General features: G+C 45.5%; 11 protein-coding genes. 3 read left to right on the forward strand and 8 right to left on the reverse strand.

All coding sequences use genetic code 11. The features are described 5' to 3' along the window. Positions 1-21 precede the first annotated feature (21 nt). The 6 genes from BUC07_RS15760 to BUC07_RS15785 all read right to left on the reverse strand — a co-directional run bounded on the left by BUC07_RS15760 (position 22) and on the right by BUC07_RS15785 (position 9,822). Complete coding sequence (locus BUC07_RS15760; RefSeq protein WP_073171690.1) at positions 22-3,303, reverse strand: S41 family peptidase; 3,282 nt, start codon at positions 3,301-3,303, stop codon at positions 22-24. 155 nt (positions 3,304-3,458) lie between these two features. Further along, positions 3,459-3,806, reverse strand: a complete 348-nt coding sequence (rplS, locus tag BUC07_RS15765; RefSeq protein ID WP_073171791.1) for a 50S ribosomal protein L19 — start codon at positions 3,804-3,806, stop codon at positions 3,459-3,461. Between the two features lie 158 nt (positions 3,807-3,964). Continuing rightward, entirely contained in the window at positions 3,965-5,653 is a 1,689-nt protein-coding gene (locus tag BUC07_RS15770; protein ID WP_073171692.1) for a dipeptidase, read from the reverse strand. 104 nt (positions 5,654-5,757) lie between these two features. Next, on the reverse strand, positions 5,758-6,939 hold the full coding sequence (locus BUC07_RS15775) for an aminotransferase class I/II-fold pyridoxal phosphate-dependent enzyme (RefSeq protein ID WP_073171694.1): 1,182 nt from the start codon (positions 6,937-6,939) through the stop codon (positions 5,758-5,760). 125 nt (positions 6,940-7,064) lie between these two features. Further along, on the reverse strand, positions 7,065-8,141 hold the full coding sequence (locus tag BUC07_RS15780; protein ID WP_073171697.1) for an anhydro-N-acetylmuramic acid kinase: 1,077 nt from the start codon (positions 8,139-8,141) through the stop codon (positions 7,065-7,067). Beyond that, on the reverse strand, positions 8,119-9,822 hold the full coding sequence (locus tag BUC07_RS15785; protein WP_073171700.1) for a M23 family metallopeptidase: 1,704 nt from the start codon (positions 9,820-9,822) through the stop codon (positions 8,119-8,121). Before BUC07_RS15785 ends, BUC07_RS15780 begins: the two co-directional genes overlap by 23 nt. A 149-nt stretch (positions 9,823-9,971) precedes the next feature. On the opposite strand from BUC07_RS15785, the gene BUC07_RS15790 reads away from it, so the two are divergent. From BUC07_RS15790 to rny, 3 genes are all read left to right on the forward strand, one after another. After that, a complete protein-coding gene (locus tag BUC07_RS15790) occupies positions 9,972-10,265 on the forward strand; it encodes a hypothetical protein (RefSeq protein WP_073171703.1) in 294 nt (97 codons plus the stop codon). Between the two features lie 6 nt (positions 10,266-10,271). Next, positions 10,272-10,574, forward strand: coding sequence for a cell division protein ZapA (locus BUC07_RS15795; RefSeq protein WP_175552548.1), 303 nt, complete (start codon positions 10,272-10,274; stop codon positions 10,572-10,574). A gap of 107 nt (positions 10,575-10,681) precedes the next feature. Beyond that, positions 10,682-12,244, forward strand: a complete 1,563-nt coding sequence (gene rny / locus BUC07_RS15800) for a ribonuclease Y (RefSeq protein WP_073171709.1) — start codon at positions 10,682-10,684, stop codon at positions 12,242-12,244. A 60-nt stretch (positions 12,245-12,304) separates the two neighbouring features. Here rny and BUC07_RS15805 read toward each other — a convergent pair whose 3' ends face one another. Together BUC07_RS15805 and BUC07_RS15810 are read right to left on the reverse strand one after the other, a co-directional pair. Beyond that, entirely contained in the window at positions 12,305-13,579 is a 1,275-nt protein-coding gene (locus tag BUC07_RS15805) for a replication-associated recombination protein A (protein ID WP_073171712.1), read from the reverse strand. Positions 13,580-13,676: 97 nt separating this feature from the next. Then, the gene (locus BUC07_RS15810) at positions 13,677-15,608 is read right to left on the reverse strand and encodes a tetratricopeptide repeat protein (RefSeq protein WP_073171715.1); all 1,932 of its coding nucleotides are present in this window, start codon (positions 15,606-15,608) and stop codon (positions 13,677-13,679) included. Positions 15,609-15,644: the final 36 nt, after the last annotated feature.

The raw sequence follows: 15,644 nt of genomic DNA on the forward strand, positions 1-15,644 counted from the left end.
ATATAAAGATAGTGCTGAAAACTATTCCACCTCAAAACCTTCCGGGCGTTTCCATTTAACAGGTGCCGGTGGTTCGGGCTGGCGTTCAAATTCATCTTTTTTGAGCATCTCAAGTGCCACTTCAATGGCTTTTTCAAGCTGTGGGTCTCTTCCTTCCAATACCAGTTTCGGGTGCTGAATCACTTCAATGTCAGGAGCAATTCCATCGCCTTCAACGGCCCATTCGCCGTTTACATCGAAGAATCCACCGCGGGGGGCAACCATTCGTCCACCATCGATAAACGGCGGGGTGTCCCAGGTACCAACTAATCCGCCCCACGTGCGTGTTCCCACCAGCGGACCGATCTCTTTTGCACGGAACATGTAGGGCAGCAAATCTCCACCCGAACCGGCACGTTCGTTAATCACCATCACTTTTGGGCCCCAGATTCCGGCCATTGGCGTGGTCCACGGGATATTATCCCCGGCTTTGCTGTTGAAATAGCCAAGCAGCGTGCGCGCCATCACGTCAATCATGTAATCGGCAGCCGAGCCGCCGCCGTTATTCCGTTCGTCAATAACAACTCCTTTTTTATCCTGTTGGGCAAAGTAATACCGGTTAAAATTGGCAAAGCCACCTCCGCTGGTGTTGGGAAGATAAACATAGGCCAGTTTCCCATCCGAAAGTTCTTCCACTTTTCTCCGGTTATTTTCCACCCAGCTTACATTTCTGAGTTGCCCTTCGTTAGCAACTGGTTTTACAGTTAATTCGCGGGCATCTTCAAATGCTGGTGAAGAATTGACTTTTATCCGGATGGTTCGCCCGGCGGTTTGCTCGAAAAAGCTGTACGGATTGGCAGGCGCTTTCAGTTCTTTTCCGTTTACAGCCAAAAGATAATCGCCTTCCTGAATTTCCAGTCCGGGTTGGGTCAGTGGAGCTTCCAGTCCGGGGTTCCAGCTTTCACCGGTGTATATTTTTGAAATTTTGTAGAAACCGTTTTTTTCCTCAAAATCGCACCCCAGCAATCCTACCGGAACACGGTCGATGTTGGGCATATCGCCACCCGAAACATAGGAGTGGCCAATGGAAACCTCGCCGCTTAAAATGTCAACAACATAATTTAAATCGGTGCGGTGACGTACATGCCTGATCCAGGGAGAATACCATTCGTAGATTTTATCCCACGGTGCACCGTGTACATTATCCACGTACAGGAAATCGCGCATGTAGCGCCAGGCTTCCCTGAAAATCTGTTCGTACTCGGCCTGCGGATCAACCTTTATTTTCAGGTTAGTTTCCAGCTGGCCGTTTCCGTTTTGAGGTTTGGCTTCCGTGCCGGCAATACGCCACGATCCTCCTTTCTGAAAAAGGATATTGTTGCGGTCGGCTGAAGTTACCGCGGTGCGGATGCCTTCGATGAACGGCTCGGCTTTGTTGTCTTTTAAATTGAATTTGTGCAGCGTGAACCCACTCTGGTTGGGAATACTTTCGCCCACAAATACCGAGTTCTCAGGATCTGCTACCAGCCCGGTGTAATTCCGGTTGGGCATATTTAAAGCAATAGTCCGTGCTGCAAGCCCTTCTGTGTCAATTTTTACGATTGTTTCTTCTTCTTTCTCTTTTTGTTTGTCTTTGTCTGTTCCGTTTTTCTCGTCTTCATTTTCATCCGCATTTTCTTCTTCCTCTTTTTCAGCTTTTTCTTCATCGCTTTCGGGAAGCAGTGGTGAAGGTTCATCTTTTGCAAGAATGAGGCAATACAAGCTGCGGGTAACATCAGGATCGTATGAACTCATATCGAGCCAGCCGGTGTTCAGCCCGTAATCAGTGCTGGCCAGGAAATAGAGGTATTTGCCGCTTTCGTCCCATACCGGAGAAATTACATCGGCCATGCCATCGGTCAGCTGAATATTTTCGCCGGTTTCAATATTGAATGCAAAGGCTGCTTTGTAGCTGTTTTTCAGCTGGCGTGCATAAGCTATCCATTTACTGTCGGGCGACCAAACCGGGTTCATCGAGCGGTTGGGATGCGCAAACATGTCGGTGTCCACTTTTTTTACTTCGCCATTTTCAAGGTTGATGAACCAGATGTTATAATCGGTGTCGGTATATACAATTTTTTCACCATCCGGTGACCAGTCGGGTTTGAAATAAAAAGTTGGGTTTTTCAGTTCGTAGTTTTTCTGATTTTCACCAAACTGGTCGGCAACAATCAATTTGTACTCTCCGCTTGCATCGGAAAACCAGGCTACTTTATCGCCTTTTGGCGACCAAACCGGATATCGATCGGCTACCCCGGGTGTATTGGTGAGGTTTCGCCACGAGCCTTCTTCTTTCGGAACTGTAAATATTTCGCCCCGGTATTCAAAAACAGCCCTTTTCCCGGTAGCTGAAAGGTTAGGATTACTGAGATTTTCTCCCGAAACATTTTCCCATCGTTGCCGCGAAAAATTGAGGTCGCCTTTTACATTTATCACCAATTGTTTCGATTCACCGCTTTCAGGATTAAGTATGTGCAGGTAACCACCCTGCTCGTAAACAATGGCATCGGCGCAGGCATCCAGACTTTTTACATCGAACTGTGCATGAGTAGTATGCTTTTTTTCTTCTTTGGTTTCCGGGTTGAACGACCAGATGTTACTGGCGTAATCGCGTTCAGAGAGGTAATATACTTCTTTGCCAAACCAGACTGGATCGAGGTGCCGTTCATTGTCAGGCTGCGGAGTGCGAATCAGCTCTTTTGTTTTTAGGTCCACAATCCAGATGGACATGGCCTGCCCGCCGCGGTAATTGCGCCATTCAGGATCCCAAAATGTAATTGGAACATAAGCAATGGATTTTCCGTCAGGCGAAATCTCGCCAAAGGCAGCACGTGGAATTTCGAGGGCAGCGGGCATTCCGCCATTCATCGAAACTTTATATAATTTGTTGGTTTGTGTTGGTTGTCCTTCGCGCGAAGAGCGAAAAATGATTTCACCTTGGGGAGTCCAGCCCTGCACGTAATCGCCCCCGGGATGCCAGGTCAGCCGGCGTGGCGAACCTCCTTCGGCCGGGATGACATAAACGTCGGTGTTGCCGTGATACTGGCCGGTGAAAGCAATCCAGTTTTCATCGGGCGAGAAGTGGGGCAGTGATTCTTCTCCTTCGTCGGTAGTCAGTCTTATGGCATCGCCACCCTGGCGACTTACTTGCCAGAGATCGTTTGCATAAACAAATACGATATTTTCAGTTGAAATGGTTGGCTGGCGAAGCAGTTGTGTTCCCTGCGACCAGACTTCGGGAATAAAAAACAGCAGTAAAAAAAGGAGACTTGTAGAATATTTCATGGTTTCTTTGTTTAATGAAATTAGCTTAATGCAAAATATAAAAGTTATTTGTAAAACATATCCTGTTAATATTACAGCGTTTTGGCGAAGTTGATCAAAAAACCATAAAAAAAGGCCTTCTTGCGAAGACCTTTTTAAAATATCCTGTTGTTTTTTTAGAATCTTTTTTCTTTGATTCTGGCTTTTTTCCCGGTTCTTCCACGCAGGTAGAACAGCCTTTTACGACGTACTTTACCTTTTTTGTTGATTTGAATACTGTCGATAAAAGGTGAGCCCAACGGGAAAATACGTTCCACGCCAATGCTTCCTGACATTTTACGTACAGTAAAGGTTTTGTTGTTTCCTCTTCCGCGAATCTGGAGTACCACACCGCGAAAGTTCTGTATCCTCTCTTTGTTTCCCTCTTTAATCTTGTAACTTACAGTTACCGTGTCACCGGCACCAAATTGTGGGTGTTCGTTTTCTACTGCAAATTCGTTTTCTACAACTTTTATTAAATCCATTTCTGAAGTATTTTTAATGTTGGCAATGTATTCCGTCACATACCGGAAAAGAGATTGCTTAAAAGCGGTGCAAAAATAGTATTTTTTTTAACAGGGCAAACAATATTGTCTGTCATTTTTTTATTTGCCGGATTGAATTTCAAGGCTTGAAAAACTGATTAATGCGACTCGCCAATAACTTTTAAGTGCTCGCCAGTTTTTTCCACAATTACACGGTACCACCATTCGGGATATCCGTTGAAATGAGGGGATCGTGGCATTCCGGTTTCAGTGCGTTCAAATGTACCGTCTTTTTCGCGTTTCACGTTGCCGTCGATGTATTTTACCAGCAGGTATTGTCCGAGCTCTTTCCAGCGGGCCGTCATGCTGTTGGCTTCGTTTACTGAGTATTGCGAAATAAAATCGCGGGCTTTCCCCTGTTCGCCTGAATTATAGAGCGCTTCAGCTGCTTTGTCAATTACCGGAACATAACTCACAAATTTGTCTTCCAGTTCTTTCTGAACTTCTTGCATATCTTTAATCATGTCGTTATAGCGCAGGTAGGCAAAGTTGGTTACCTGGTTAAAAGTCCAAAAGGCTGATGTTTCGCTGTAAGTGAGCAAGTCGCCGTTTCCAACGGCAAAGCATTCCGGTATTTCAGTAATTCCGCAATACATGGGCGCATAACAGGTGCTGTAGGTGTCGTCAACACCAAACCAGAGGATGCCGCCAATGGGGTCGGGCAGCCAGTTGCGGCTTTGGGTTACAAACGAAAAACCGGTTTGCTGGGTAGAGATGGCCCGCTCGTTGCAATATTCTACTGAATCAACTTCCCAGGTGAGGCCTCTCCAGCGGTAGGGCAGCTCAAATGGACCTGCGCCGATGTCTTGTGTCATATCCAGTTCAGTGCCTTCAAAATGATCGCGCATCATGCCCATTACATCCTGCACTGACAGTTTTTTATCGGGTTTAATCCACAGCGGCATCCGGTTCGATGCAAAATTATTGGGGCCGGCGTGTTCAATTATTCCTTTGGCGTAATCGGTATATTTTTTCATTCCCTGGGCCACTTTGTTAAAACCGGCCCACACACGTGCTTCGCAAAAACGGGCGCCACCAAAATCAACCGGTGCATATACGTCTGAAAAACTAAAATCATCATCCGACCCTTCGTACCAGCCTTTTTCGCGGGCAAACGAAATAACGTCTTCAGCATACAAACAATTTTCAGGATCATTTTTTGGAAAAGTGGTAATACGCGCCTGGTTGGCATGACCGCTGATGTAACCATCAGGAACACGCAATGCCACCCAAACAGCACCTTTTTCACCTTCTCCCTTTCCAATTAATTCCAGAATCCAAACTTCTTCGGGATCAGAGATTGAAAACGATTCGCCCGAACTGTAGTATCCGTAATTTTCTACCAATCCGGCCATTACCTCAATAGCTTCGCGGGCAGTTTTGGCCCGTTGCAGTGTGACGTAAATCAAGCTGCCGTAATCCATAATGGCGCCAGACTGACTCGAAAGTTCGCTGCGGCCGCCGTAAGTGGTTTCACCAATGGCAAGCTGAAACTCGTTCATGTTTCCAACTACACTGTATGTATGGCGCGGTTGTGGTATTTTCCCGAGGTATTTCCCGGTATCCCATTCGTAAATTTCGCGCATGGCCCCTTGTGGATGATCCATGGCCGGCTGGTAATACAATTCGCCGTAGAGTGTATGCGAATCGGCTGCATAAGTAATCATGGTGGAACCGTCAACCGAGGCTCCTGCTGTTATCAGAAAATTGGTGCAGGCATTTGAATTTTCAACATTCGATAAAAGGAATACAACTGCAAGTATCCCGGTCATTAATTTTGTTTTCATTATTAGTATCGTTTTAATTTTCAGGAAAGGCAAATATAATTAATTTCAAAAACCAACTGTAGATTTTTGTTATTTGCGGCAAATGAGGGTTTTCAGGATTTGTTTCAGATGCACTGTTGTATTTTCTCAAGTGTACTTTTTATGTCATTGTCGAGTCCTACTGAAAATCGCACCAGCCCGTCGGAAAGGCCCATTTGTTTCTGAACTTCGGGCGGAACTTCTGAAGAGGTGCTGTGTCCAGAGCAACTGAAAAGTGTTTTGAAATATCCCAGACTAACAGCAAGATAGCCCACTCCGGCATCCTGCATGTTTTTCATAAACCGGTTGGCATTCTTCTCTGTTTTGAAGTCGAGTGCCAGCATTCCGCCAAAACCAAAATCGCTGTTCATGAGTTTTTTATGAAGTTCGTGTTGAGGATGGGATGGCAGTCCGGGATAATTGATTTTCAACCCTGATTTTTCAAACTCTTCGGCCAGAAACTGTGCATTTTTGCTGTGCTGTTTCATTCGGAGGTGCAGTGTGTGCAGATTTTTCAAAATGCCGGACGAGCGAAGCGGATCGAGTACCGGGCCCAGCAGCATTGCAGTTCCTTCTGTTACGTTCGATAATTGGTTGATGAATTCATTCGTACCGCAAATTGCCCCGGCCACGCAGTCGTTTTTGCCGTTGATGAATTTGGTCATGCTGTAAACCACGATGTCGGCTCCAAGAAGGGCAGGCGTCATTATCATTGGCGTGAAGGTATTGTCCACCATCAATTTGGCGCCGTGTTTGTGTGCCATTTTTGCCAGTTCCGGGATGTCGGAAACCTGCAGCAGCGGATTGGTTACACTCTCGGTGTAAATCACTTTGGTGTTGGGCTGCATGGCGGCTTTCACCTGTTTCATGTCGGTAATATCCACAAATGAAACCTCGATATTGTAACGCGGCAGCCAGTTCTTCAGAAAAGCGAAAGTGCCGCCGTAGGTTGTAACGCTTGTAACAATATGGTCACCTGAGCGGCACAGTTGCAAAAGCGCGCAGGTTATAGCTGCCATTCCCGAGGAAGTTATCCATGCCGATTTGGTATTTTCAAGCGCTGCCATGGCATCAGCCAAATACTTGTTACTGGGGTTCCAGTGGCGCGAATATAAAAAACAGCCTTCCATGTGGCCCTGGAAGGTTTCTTCCATGGTTTCGCCTTCCAGAAAAGTATAGGTCGATGAGTCAGTAATCGACGGGTTTACACCGCCAAACTCGCCAAATTGTTTTAGCTCGTAAAGTTTTTGTGCCGGATCGAATTTCATTTTTACTGGTTTTTAGTTTGGGTTGAAAATAGGGGAATTTGCGGAATTGAAATATGATATTGGTTGGGTTTGCGGGACGTTGGTTTTTGGAATTTTATCCAATACAATCATCTAGTAATGCGGATCTAATCCACGCCATCCGGAAAAATCACCCCCGAACTACTGTCCCTGCTTGCTCCTGTCACCGAGGCATAACAATTAACTTCACCCAAATGCCGCAACAATCCCAAAAACGCAAAAACCAGCGCCTCTTTGTAATCAATGATCTGTTTTTCAGGAATGATTATTTCAGCAGAACTATGCGTTTTTAGCTGTTCGATTAAGAAGGTGTTGAAGGCTCCGCCTCCTGTTACCAGCACTTTTCCGGTTGCGGGTGTGGCTTTTGCAATTTGAATGGCAATATGTTCGTAAGCTGTTCTCAATTTATCCTGAACCGAAAGATTCGATTCTTCGGTAACCGGGGAAAAGTAACTGTCCATCCACTCTTTTCCCAGTGACTTGGGTGGGTTTTGAGCATAAAACTCCAATTGATTCAGCTTTTCAAGCAATTGGTTGTCAATTGTACCCTGCCGTCCCAATTCACCGTTTTCGTCATAAGGTTTTCCCAGTTTCCGGACCAAATCGTTCAGTATAAAATTTGCCGGGCAAATGTCGAAGGCAATCCGTTTGCCGTTTTGTTCGAACGAAATATTGGCAAATCCGCCAAGGTTGAGGCACGTTTCGTATTCGCTGAAGAGCAGTCGGTCGCCAACCGGCACCAGCGGCGCCCCCTGTCCGCCAAGGGCCACATCTCCCGTGCGGAAATCGGCCACTGTGGTGATTCCGGTTTCGGCAGCAATGTCGGCCCCGTTTCCCACCTGAAAAGTGAAATATTTTTCGGGCTGATGAAAAACCGTGTGCCCGTGTGAGGCGATGATTTCCGGTATAAAACCGGTGGCGTTCATAAACCATTTGATTTCTTTCCCCAAAAAACGACCGTAGTCAGCGTGAAGTAGAATCAGCTTTTCGCCACTTAGTTCAGTGGAACCGCGAAGCCTGTTTTCCCAATCGTGGCCGTATGCTACCGTTTCGGCTGCTGTAATTTGAAAATTCCACTTTCCGTCGTTATAATAGAATTCAACAGCGGCCAGATCGAGTCCGTCGAGCGAAGTCCCCGACATCACTCCAATCACTTTGTATTTACTTCCAGAACGAGGCTTCATAAGTAGTTGTGTTTCCGCTGTAATCGGTTATCGTTAATTCAAACTGATGGCGTTTCTGCAATTCAAAGCGTTCAGGATCAAAATAATGTGTTATCAGATTGCTTTTTGCATCGTACTCAAAAAGCGCCCAACGGCCGTCTAATTTTCCTTCAATAATGTGAATTCCCGACAAATCATCTGATATTCGGAAACGGATGCGCTTTGTCTCCGAAAGTTCCCCATTATTATTTATGCTCAGGGGAATCACACGTGGAGGAACGGTATCCACTGCCACGGCGTAATTCCCAAAATTCCTGATATTTCCGGTTACCCAGCCGTTTTTATAGGTTCCGCCGGCAGTACTGTAAAGCCCGGAAACGGTATCCACCCTTACCAGCAGTGCTTTGGGCCGCAAATGTTTTTCAATGTTTTTTGTTTCAATTGACATTCGGGCACTGGTGTGGATCGGAACAGATTCATCGTGAACGGTGTGAATGTCGGAAAAGAATTCTTCCCATCCCGCTTTTTTTGAATACTTGAAAGGAATATCGGTATAAAATGCATTTTTCGGAAAATCGATTTTGATGCCGCCGGAACGAAATTGGTTTTCCCGGTCGTATTTCATGAGTTCGACGTACTCTTTTTGCGGGGGTGAAACTTTCCGTGATTTACTTTCAATGTTAAAATCAAGCACCGATTTGTTCCCGTGTGTATCAGTAAGCTCAAACCGCACATGGTGTATATTGCCGTCGGTTACCCTGAGGATGCCGCTTTCACGAATGTACTCGTAAATGCTTAAACGGTTGCCCGGATCGACCCATGTTTTGTGAAACCTGCGGCGGGAGTGGTTGTATTCGCCATAATCGATGTGGCTGTTAATGTAGCGTGTTTCGGCAAACGAAAAGCGGTCCATTTTGAAGGAGTAATACAATTCCCCGTCGAATTTAAGCTGAATAGAGTACACTCCGCAGCGGTTGTGCGATTCATCAAAGAAATCGTTGGTTTGAATGGCAAATCCGATTTGGCCATACACCGGGATAATCGGATTTCCTTTAATGTGGTAGCTTCCGTTTCTGAACTCCACGGGGAATGATTTTTTTACTGCATTGTAGTCAACATGCGAATAGTCAGAAAGCGGCACCAGCATCACCGAAAAAATCCTCGGAGGTGTGTTGTCTTTTACCGGGAAGTCAAATTTTAGCGGGTTCAGCGGTTCTTCGCTTTCGGTATCCCGTATTTCGAAATGAAGGTGCGGGCCGCCCGAACTTCCGGTGTTGCCGCTTCGGGCAATAAATTCGTTTTGCTTTACCTCGAACGAACCATCAGGCACCTGCAAATCAACCCGGAACGATTCTTTTTCATACTGAATATTTTTTACGTATTCCTCGATGTCTTCTCTGAAGTTTTCCAAATGTCCGTAAACTGATGTGGTGCCGTTGGGATGATCAATGTAAACGGCTTTGCCAAAACCAGTGGGTGAAACCACGATGCGCGAAACAACGCCATCGGCTACAGAATATACAGGAATTCCTGTTACCCCCTGGGTTTTAATATCGATTCCCGAGTGAAAATGGTTGCTGCGCAGTTCTGCAAAACTCCCGCTTAAAATGAGGGGAATTTTCAGGGGTTCTGAATAATAATTGCTTTGTCCGTAAAGGTTTGCCGATAAAAGAATCAGCAGAATGATAGTCAAATATTTCATTAAAAAAACTTTAGGCCGGTAAATAGTACTGCAAATTTAGGAATCCATTTTTCCTCCCGAATTTATTTTGAGGTTATTTTTTTCAATATTTTGCAAACGTTTTCACAATAGGTTAAAAATATTAACTTTGTCAGTGAATTGCAGCAAAAATGACCGAAGAAGAACGTATCCTTCTGAACGAGTTAAAAGCCAATACAAAACAGCTTTTTCAGGCGTTCCATAAATTGGAGGCAGATAAGAAACAATTGGAAGAGCAGCTGGCATTTTTAAAAAATGAAATAGCCCGGATTGAAGGTGAAAAAACAGAGCTCGGTCAGAGAAATGACAGTTTGGAAATGGCCAACCGGATTTTGTCGGGAAAAGACGAAAACCACGAGGCCAGGAAAAGAATGAATAAAGTTATACGGGAAATTGATAAATGTATTTCATTACTAAACAAGTAATGAGTGGTGGATAAGAATCAATTGAGAATAAATATTAAGATCGAAGGCAGGGTTTATCCGCTTAACATCGATCGCAAAGATGAAGAGAGGCACAGGGTTGCTGCAAAAACTGTAAACGAAACGGTGAACAAGTTTAAAACACTTTTTCGTGATAAAGATGCCCGCGATATTTTGGCAATGGCAGCATTTCAGATTGCTTTAAATCAAACAGAATTGCTGGAGCATGCCGACAAGTCTCTTTTCGTTGATGAACTGAAAAATTTAAACGATGATATTTCAGATTTTCTGAAGGAAAAATCGGAGGAATAAAGTTTTAAATAAGAGATATTTATCAGGAGCCCGTATTAGGTCACTTTCTTTAACAAAAATTAAGTGATTTATTACGGGTTGTTTATTAATAAATTAAATTAAAAATAATGGATTGGATACAAATACTAATAGGAGTAGCAGCCGGTTTTCTGGGAGGCGGAGCGTTGGCTTACGTCATCTGGAACAAGGCGTTGAATTCGAAAAAACAGCGAATTATCGATGAGGCCAAAAGTGAAGGTGAAGTCATTAAAAAAGACAAAATCCTGCAGGCCAAAGAGAAGTTTATTCAACTGAAAACTGACCACGAAAAATTTATTCAGGAGAAAGGGGCTAAAATCGGCCAGCTTGAGAATAAATTAAACCAACGCGAAAATACCATTAACCAGCGGCGTGAAGAGTTGAATAAGAAAACCAAAGAGTTTGAAAATACCCGCAAAGAGGTGGAAGCCATTCGCGAAAACCTAAACTCCCAGTTGCAACGCGTTGAGCACAAAAGCGAAGAGCTCGACAAACTTCGCAAACAACATCAGGATATGCTGGAGCAGATTTCAGGTCTGTCGGCCGAAGAGGCAAAAGCCCAGCTGGTTGAATCGCTGAAAGAGGAAGCCCAATCGGATGCCGTGGCTTACGTGAACGAAATTATGGAAGAAGCCAAGCAAACGGCCAATAAAGAAGCCAAGAAGATTGTGGTGAAATCCATTCAACGGGTAGCAACAGAAACTGCTGTTGAAAATGCCGTTACCATTTTCCATATTGAAAGTGACGAAATTAAAGGCCGCATTATTGGTCGTGAAGGACGAAACATCAGGGCGCTTGAAGCCGCAACAGGTGTTGAAATAGTGGTTGACGACACGCCTGAAGCCATTGTGCTTTCGGCTTTCGATCCGGTGCGCCGCGAAATTGCCCGTCTGGCACTTCACCAGCTTGTAACCGACGGCCGCATTCACCCGGCACGCATTGAAGAAGTGGTGGGTAAAGTGAAAAAGCAAATTGAAGAAGAAATTATTGAAACCGGTAAACGGACCGCCATCGACCTTGGTATTCACGGGCTACACCCCGAACTGGTGCGTTTAATTGGTAAAATGAAATACCGTTCGTCATACGGCCAAAACCTGTTGCAGCACTCGCGCGAGGTGGCCAACCTGAGTGCAATTATGGCCTCGGAGCTTGGGCTGAACCCTAAAAAAGCCAAGCGCGCCGGATTGTTGCACGATATTGGAAAAGTGCCGGATGATGAGCCGGAATTGCCGCACGCCATTTTAGGAATGAAGCTGGCCGAGAAATACAAGGAAAAACCGGATATTGCCAACGCCATTGGCGCTCACCACGACGAAATGGAGATGCAGACACTGCTGGCTCCGATCGTACAGGTTTGTGATGCCATTTCAGGTGCCCGTCCGGGAGCCCGCCGCGAAGTGGTTGAGTCGTACATCAAGCGATTGAAAGACCTCGAAGATTTGGCACTGTCGTATCCGGGAGTTACCAAAACGTATGCTATCCAGGCCGGCCGCGAACTGCGTGTTATTGTTGGTTCCGACAAGATGAGCGACCAGGAAACAGAGCAGCTTTCATACGATATTTCAAAACGCATCCAGGATGAAATGACTTATCCCGGACAGATTAAAATCACCGTTATCCGCGAAACACGGGTAGTGAGTTACGCGAAATAGAAAAGTACTCAGATAAATAATTGAAACCGGTTGCAAGAGTTGTAGCCGGTTTTTTTGTGGCTAAAATCGTTTTCCCCACCAGTTGCGCAGCCGTTCCAGGATTTTATTTTCCTGCGGGTTCTTGCCGGGGTGGTAAATGCGTTCTTTCTGAATTTCTTCAGGCAGGAAATCCTGCTCGGCAAAATTCCCCTCGTAAGAATGGGCGTATTTGTAATTTTTCCCGTAGCCAATTTCTTTCATGAGTTTGGTTGGCGCGTTACGGAGGTGCAAAGGCACCGGAAGATCGCCGGTTTTTTTCACCAGCGCAACGGCTTCGTCAATGGCCATGTAGGCCGAATTGCTTTTGGGCGAAGTGGCCAGGTAAATCGCACATTCCGAAAGGATAATCCGTGCTTCGGGATAACCAATCTGGTGCACGGCATCGAACGTGCCCTGTGCCAGCAACAGCGCGTTGGGGTTGGCCAGGCCAATGTCTTCTGACGCGAGGATGAGCAACCTCCGGGCAATAAATTTTACATCTTCGCCACCTTCAATCATGCGGGCGAGCCAGTAAACAGCCGCGTCGGGGTCGCTGCCCCTGATGCTTTTTATGAATGCTGAAATGATATCGTAATGCATTTCGCCTTTTTTGTCGTAGGTAGCCAGGTTGCGCTGCAGGCAGGCAACTACTTTATCGTCGGTGATTTCAATTTTGTCGCTTTCTTCAGAAAGAACAACCAGTTCGAGAATATTGAGCAATTTCCGTGCGTCGCCCCCGGAGTAGAGCAGCATTGCCCGGTCTTCTGTAATCGTTATTGATTTTTTTTTCAGCTCCACATCCTTTTTCAGGGCCGAGTCAACAATGTTTAAAAGGTCTTTTTTATAGAGTGAGTTTAAAATATACACCTGGCAGCGGGAGAGGAGCGGGGAGATGACTTCGAAGGAAGGATTTTCGGTGGTGGCACCAATCAGTGTGATGGTTCCGTCTTCAACTGCGCCCAGCAGCGAATCCTGTTGCGATTTGCTGAACCTGTGGATTTCGTCGATAAACAAGATCGGATTGGGCCGGTTGAAAAATTGCTGTTTTTTTGCTTTTTCAATCACCTCGCGTACATCTTTTACGCCTGAATTAATGGCACTGAGCGTGTGAAACGGGCGTTCGAGCGTGTTGGCTATAATTCGGGCCAGTGTGGTTTTACCAACTCCCGGAGGGCCCCACAATATGAGCGACGAGAGGTTGCCCGATTCAATCATTTTTCGCAACACGCTGTTTTTGCCCACAAGATGTTCCTGTCCGGTGTAATCGTCAAGTGTTTTTGGCCGGAGCCGTTCGGCAAGTGGTTGGTTTGCACTCATTTTTTTCAGGTAAAAAATTTAATAATAAGTTGAACAGAGAAACACTCAAAGGTAAAATTTATTATTTGAGATTAGGAAAGCGATACCACTGAAAAAGTCAGTTGGCGTATCGCTTGATAATATTGTAAGCCCCTTCAATTCCCAGTTCTCCGGCACGACTTAAATCGAGGGCGCCACCTTCAATATCGTTCAGGTAAATTTTGGTGAGCCCACGGTTAAAGTAGGCTTCTGCAAATTCAGGCTCGAGTTCAATGGCCCTGTTCAGGTCTTCAATGGCCCCTTTGTAATTTTTCAGCCTTAGCTTAATAAATGCCCGGTTGTAATATCCAAAAAAGAAATCCGGATTGAGGTATAGCAGTGTCTGGTAATCGTCCAGTATTTTCTGGTACTCGGGCATGGCGATGGGATCGTCATCGGTTAAATTATTTGTGGTACCGCCAATGGGCACCGTAATCTCGTCGGACGGACTTTCGAGTTGTTCAATTTCTTCCAGCATTTTATAGCGGCAGTTGCCTCTTGAAAAATAGGCAATTGCCTGTTTTTCATTCATTTCAATAGCCTTGTTGAAATCTTCCAACGCCGCATTGTAATCGCCGGTCAGGCTGTGAAAAAATCCGCGGTTGAGGTAGTTGTGGCTGGTTTCATTTATTTCAAGTCTTGCATTAAAATACAACACAAAATTTTCAAAAACTTCCTGATATTCTTCTACCTCTTTATTGGTAAGCGAGAGCATCGGGTTATAGTTGTTTTTTTCGTTTAATTGGTCGATTGAAAGATTGTAGTACTGAAAACGGTTATAATCGACTGCGTTTTTTTCGAATGCAGAAACAATAAAAATGGGTTGTAAATCAATCTCAATATTTCTGTTTTGAACCCGGCCATCGTCCACTTCTTCCTCGTCGGAGGGAAGATCGCGGGTGTCCTGAATGATAAGGTTTGGCCTGCGCCGGCGTTGTTGCTGTTCGTCGGTTTCCTCCTCTTCATCAGCCTGGTTGTCCTGTGCGTTATTACCGGAACCCGTTTGCTGCGATGTGCTTTGGTTGGCTGCCTGTTGCTGGCTCTGCCCAGACGAACCGGAGCTTTGACCCGACTGACTTTGTTGGTTTTGTGCCAGTTGCTGTGCATCGAGGCGGCGGCTTTCCAAATCGTATTGCGGATTCAGCTGGGCGGCAATTTGGTAATCATTTTCGTACCCCGGGCGATCAAGAATTTCGCGGGCCATGGCGCGGTTAAAATAGGCACTGGCCATTTCCGGATTTAATTTCAGTGCCATGTTGTAATCCATAATGGCCCCTGCATAATCTTCCAGTTTGTGCTTCACAATTCCGCGGTTGTTAAAAGCCAGGGCATTTTCCGGATCGAGCTGGATGCACTGGTCGTAATCGCGCAGGGCCGATGCGTAATCTTCCATTTCAAAACGGGCCAGCCCCCTGTTGAGATAAGCCCCGGCAAAGTGGGGGCGGTTAATAATGACCTGGTTCAAATCGCGAATGGCACCTTCAGTGTCTCCGGTCATTATTTTTGCATTGCTGCGGTTCATCAGCGCATTGGTCGATTTTGGATTAATCTCAAGTGCTTTATTATAATCTTCAACTGCTTCGTCAATTTTTTCCATCGACAGTTTTGCAATTCCCCGGTTAATAAACAGGTTCTCGTTTTCGGGGTCAAACTCCAGGCCTTTGTTGTAATCGGCAATTGCTTTTTCGTATTCTTTCAGGTTGTGGTAAGCCATCCCGCGGTTCATGTAAGCCCGCGGGTAATACGGCTTTATCTCAATGGCTTTGTCATAGTCGAGAATGGCACCGCGGAAATCTTCCAGCTGGTGTTTGGCCACACCGCGATAGAAGTAAGCTTCGGGGAGCTGTGGTCTGAATTTTAATACGATGTTGAAATATTCAATGGCACCGGTGTAATTACCAATTGAGATACGGGTACGGCCTACCCGGATGTAATGATCGATATTGAGCTGTGCTTCTGCTGTAAAAACAGTGGTGAGCAGTAAAAACAATATTAGCGTTTGTTTCTTCATTTTCTTTTTCCTGAACCAACAAAAATAATATTAAAT

The sequence above is a fragment of the Tangfeifania diversioriginum genome, assembly GCF_900141875.1.
GTDB lineage: Bacteria > Bacteroidota > Bacteroidia > Bacteroidales > Prolixibacteraceae > Tangfeifania > Tangfeifania diversioriginum.

Excerpts from the sequence above, each read along its gene's own strand:
- BUC07_RS15785 (WP_073171700.1), bottom strand. The coding sequence starts at position 9,822 with ATGAAATATTTGACTATCATTCTGCTGATTCTTTTATCGGCAAACCTT.
- BUC07_RS15760 (WP_073171690.1), bottom strand. The coding sequence starts at position 3,303 with ATGAAATATTCTACAAGTCTCCTTTTTTTACTGCTGTTTTTTATTCCC.
- BUC07_RS15780 (WP_073171697.1), bottom strand. The coding sequence starts at position 8,141 with ATGAAGCCTCGTTCTGGAAGTAAATACAAAGTGATTGGAGTGATGTCG.
- BUC07_RS15770 (WP_073171692.1), bottom strand. The coding sequence starts at position 5,653 with ATGAAAACAAAATTAATGACCGGGATACTTGCAGTTGTATTCCTTTTA.
- BUC07_RS15775 (WP_073171694.1), bottom strand. The coding sequence starts at position 6,939 with ATGAAATTCGATCCGGCACAAAAACTTTACGAGCTAAAACAATTTGGC.
- BUC07_RS15790 (WP_073171703.1), top strand. The coding sequence starts at position 9,972 with ATGACCGAAGAAGAACGTATCCTTCTGAACGAGTTAAAAGCCAATACA.
- BUC07_RS15805 (WP_073171712.1), bottom strand. The coding sequence starts at position 13,579 with ATGAGTGCAAACCAACCACTTGCCGAACGGCTCCGGCCAAAAACACTT.
- BUC07_RS15810 (WP_073171715.1), bottom strand. The coding sequence starts at position 15,608 with ATGAAGAAACAAACGCTAATATTGTTTTTACTGCTCACCACTGTTTTT.
- rplS (WP_073171791.1), bottom strand. The coding sequence starts at position 3,806 with ATGGATTTAATAAAAGTTGTAGAAAACGAATTTGCAGTAGAAAACGAA.
- rny (WP_073171709.1), top strand. The coding sequence starts at position 10,682 with ATGGATTGGATACAAATACTAATAGGAGTAGCAGCCGGTTTTCTGGGA.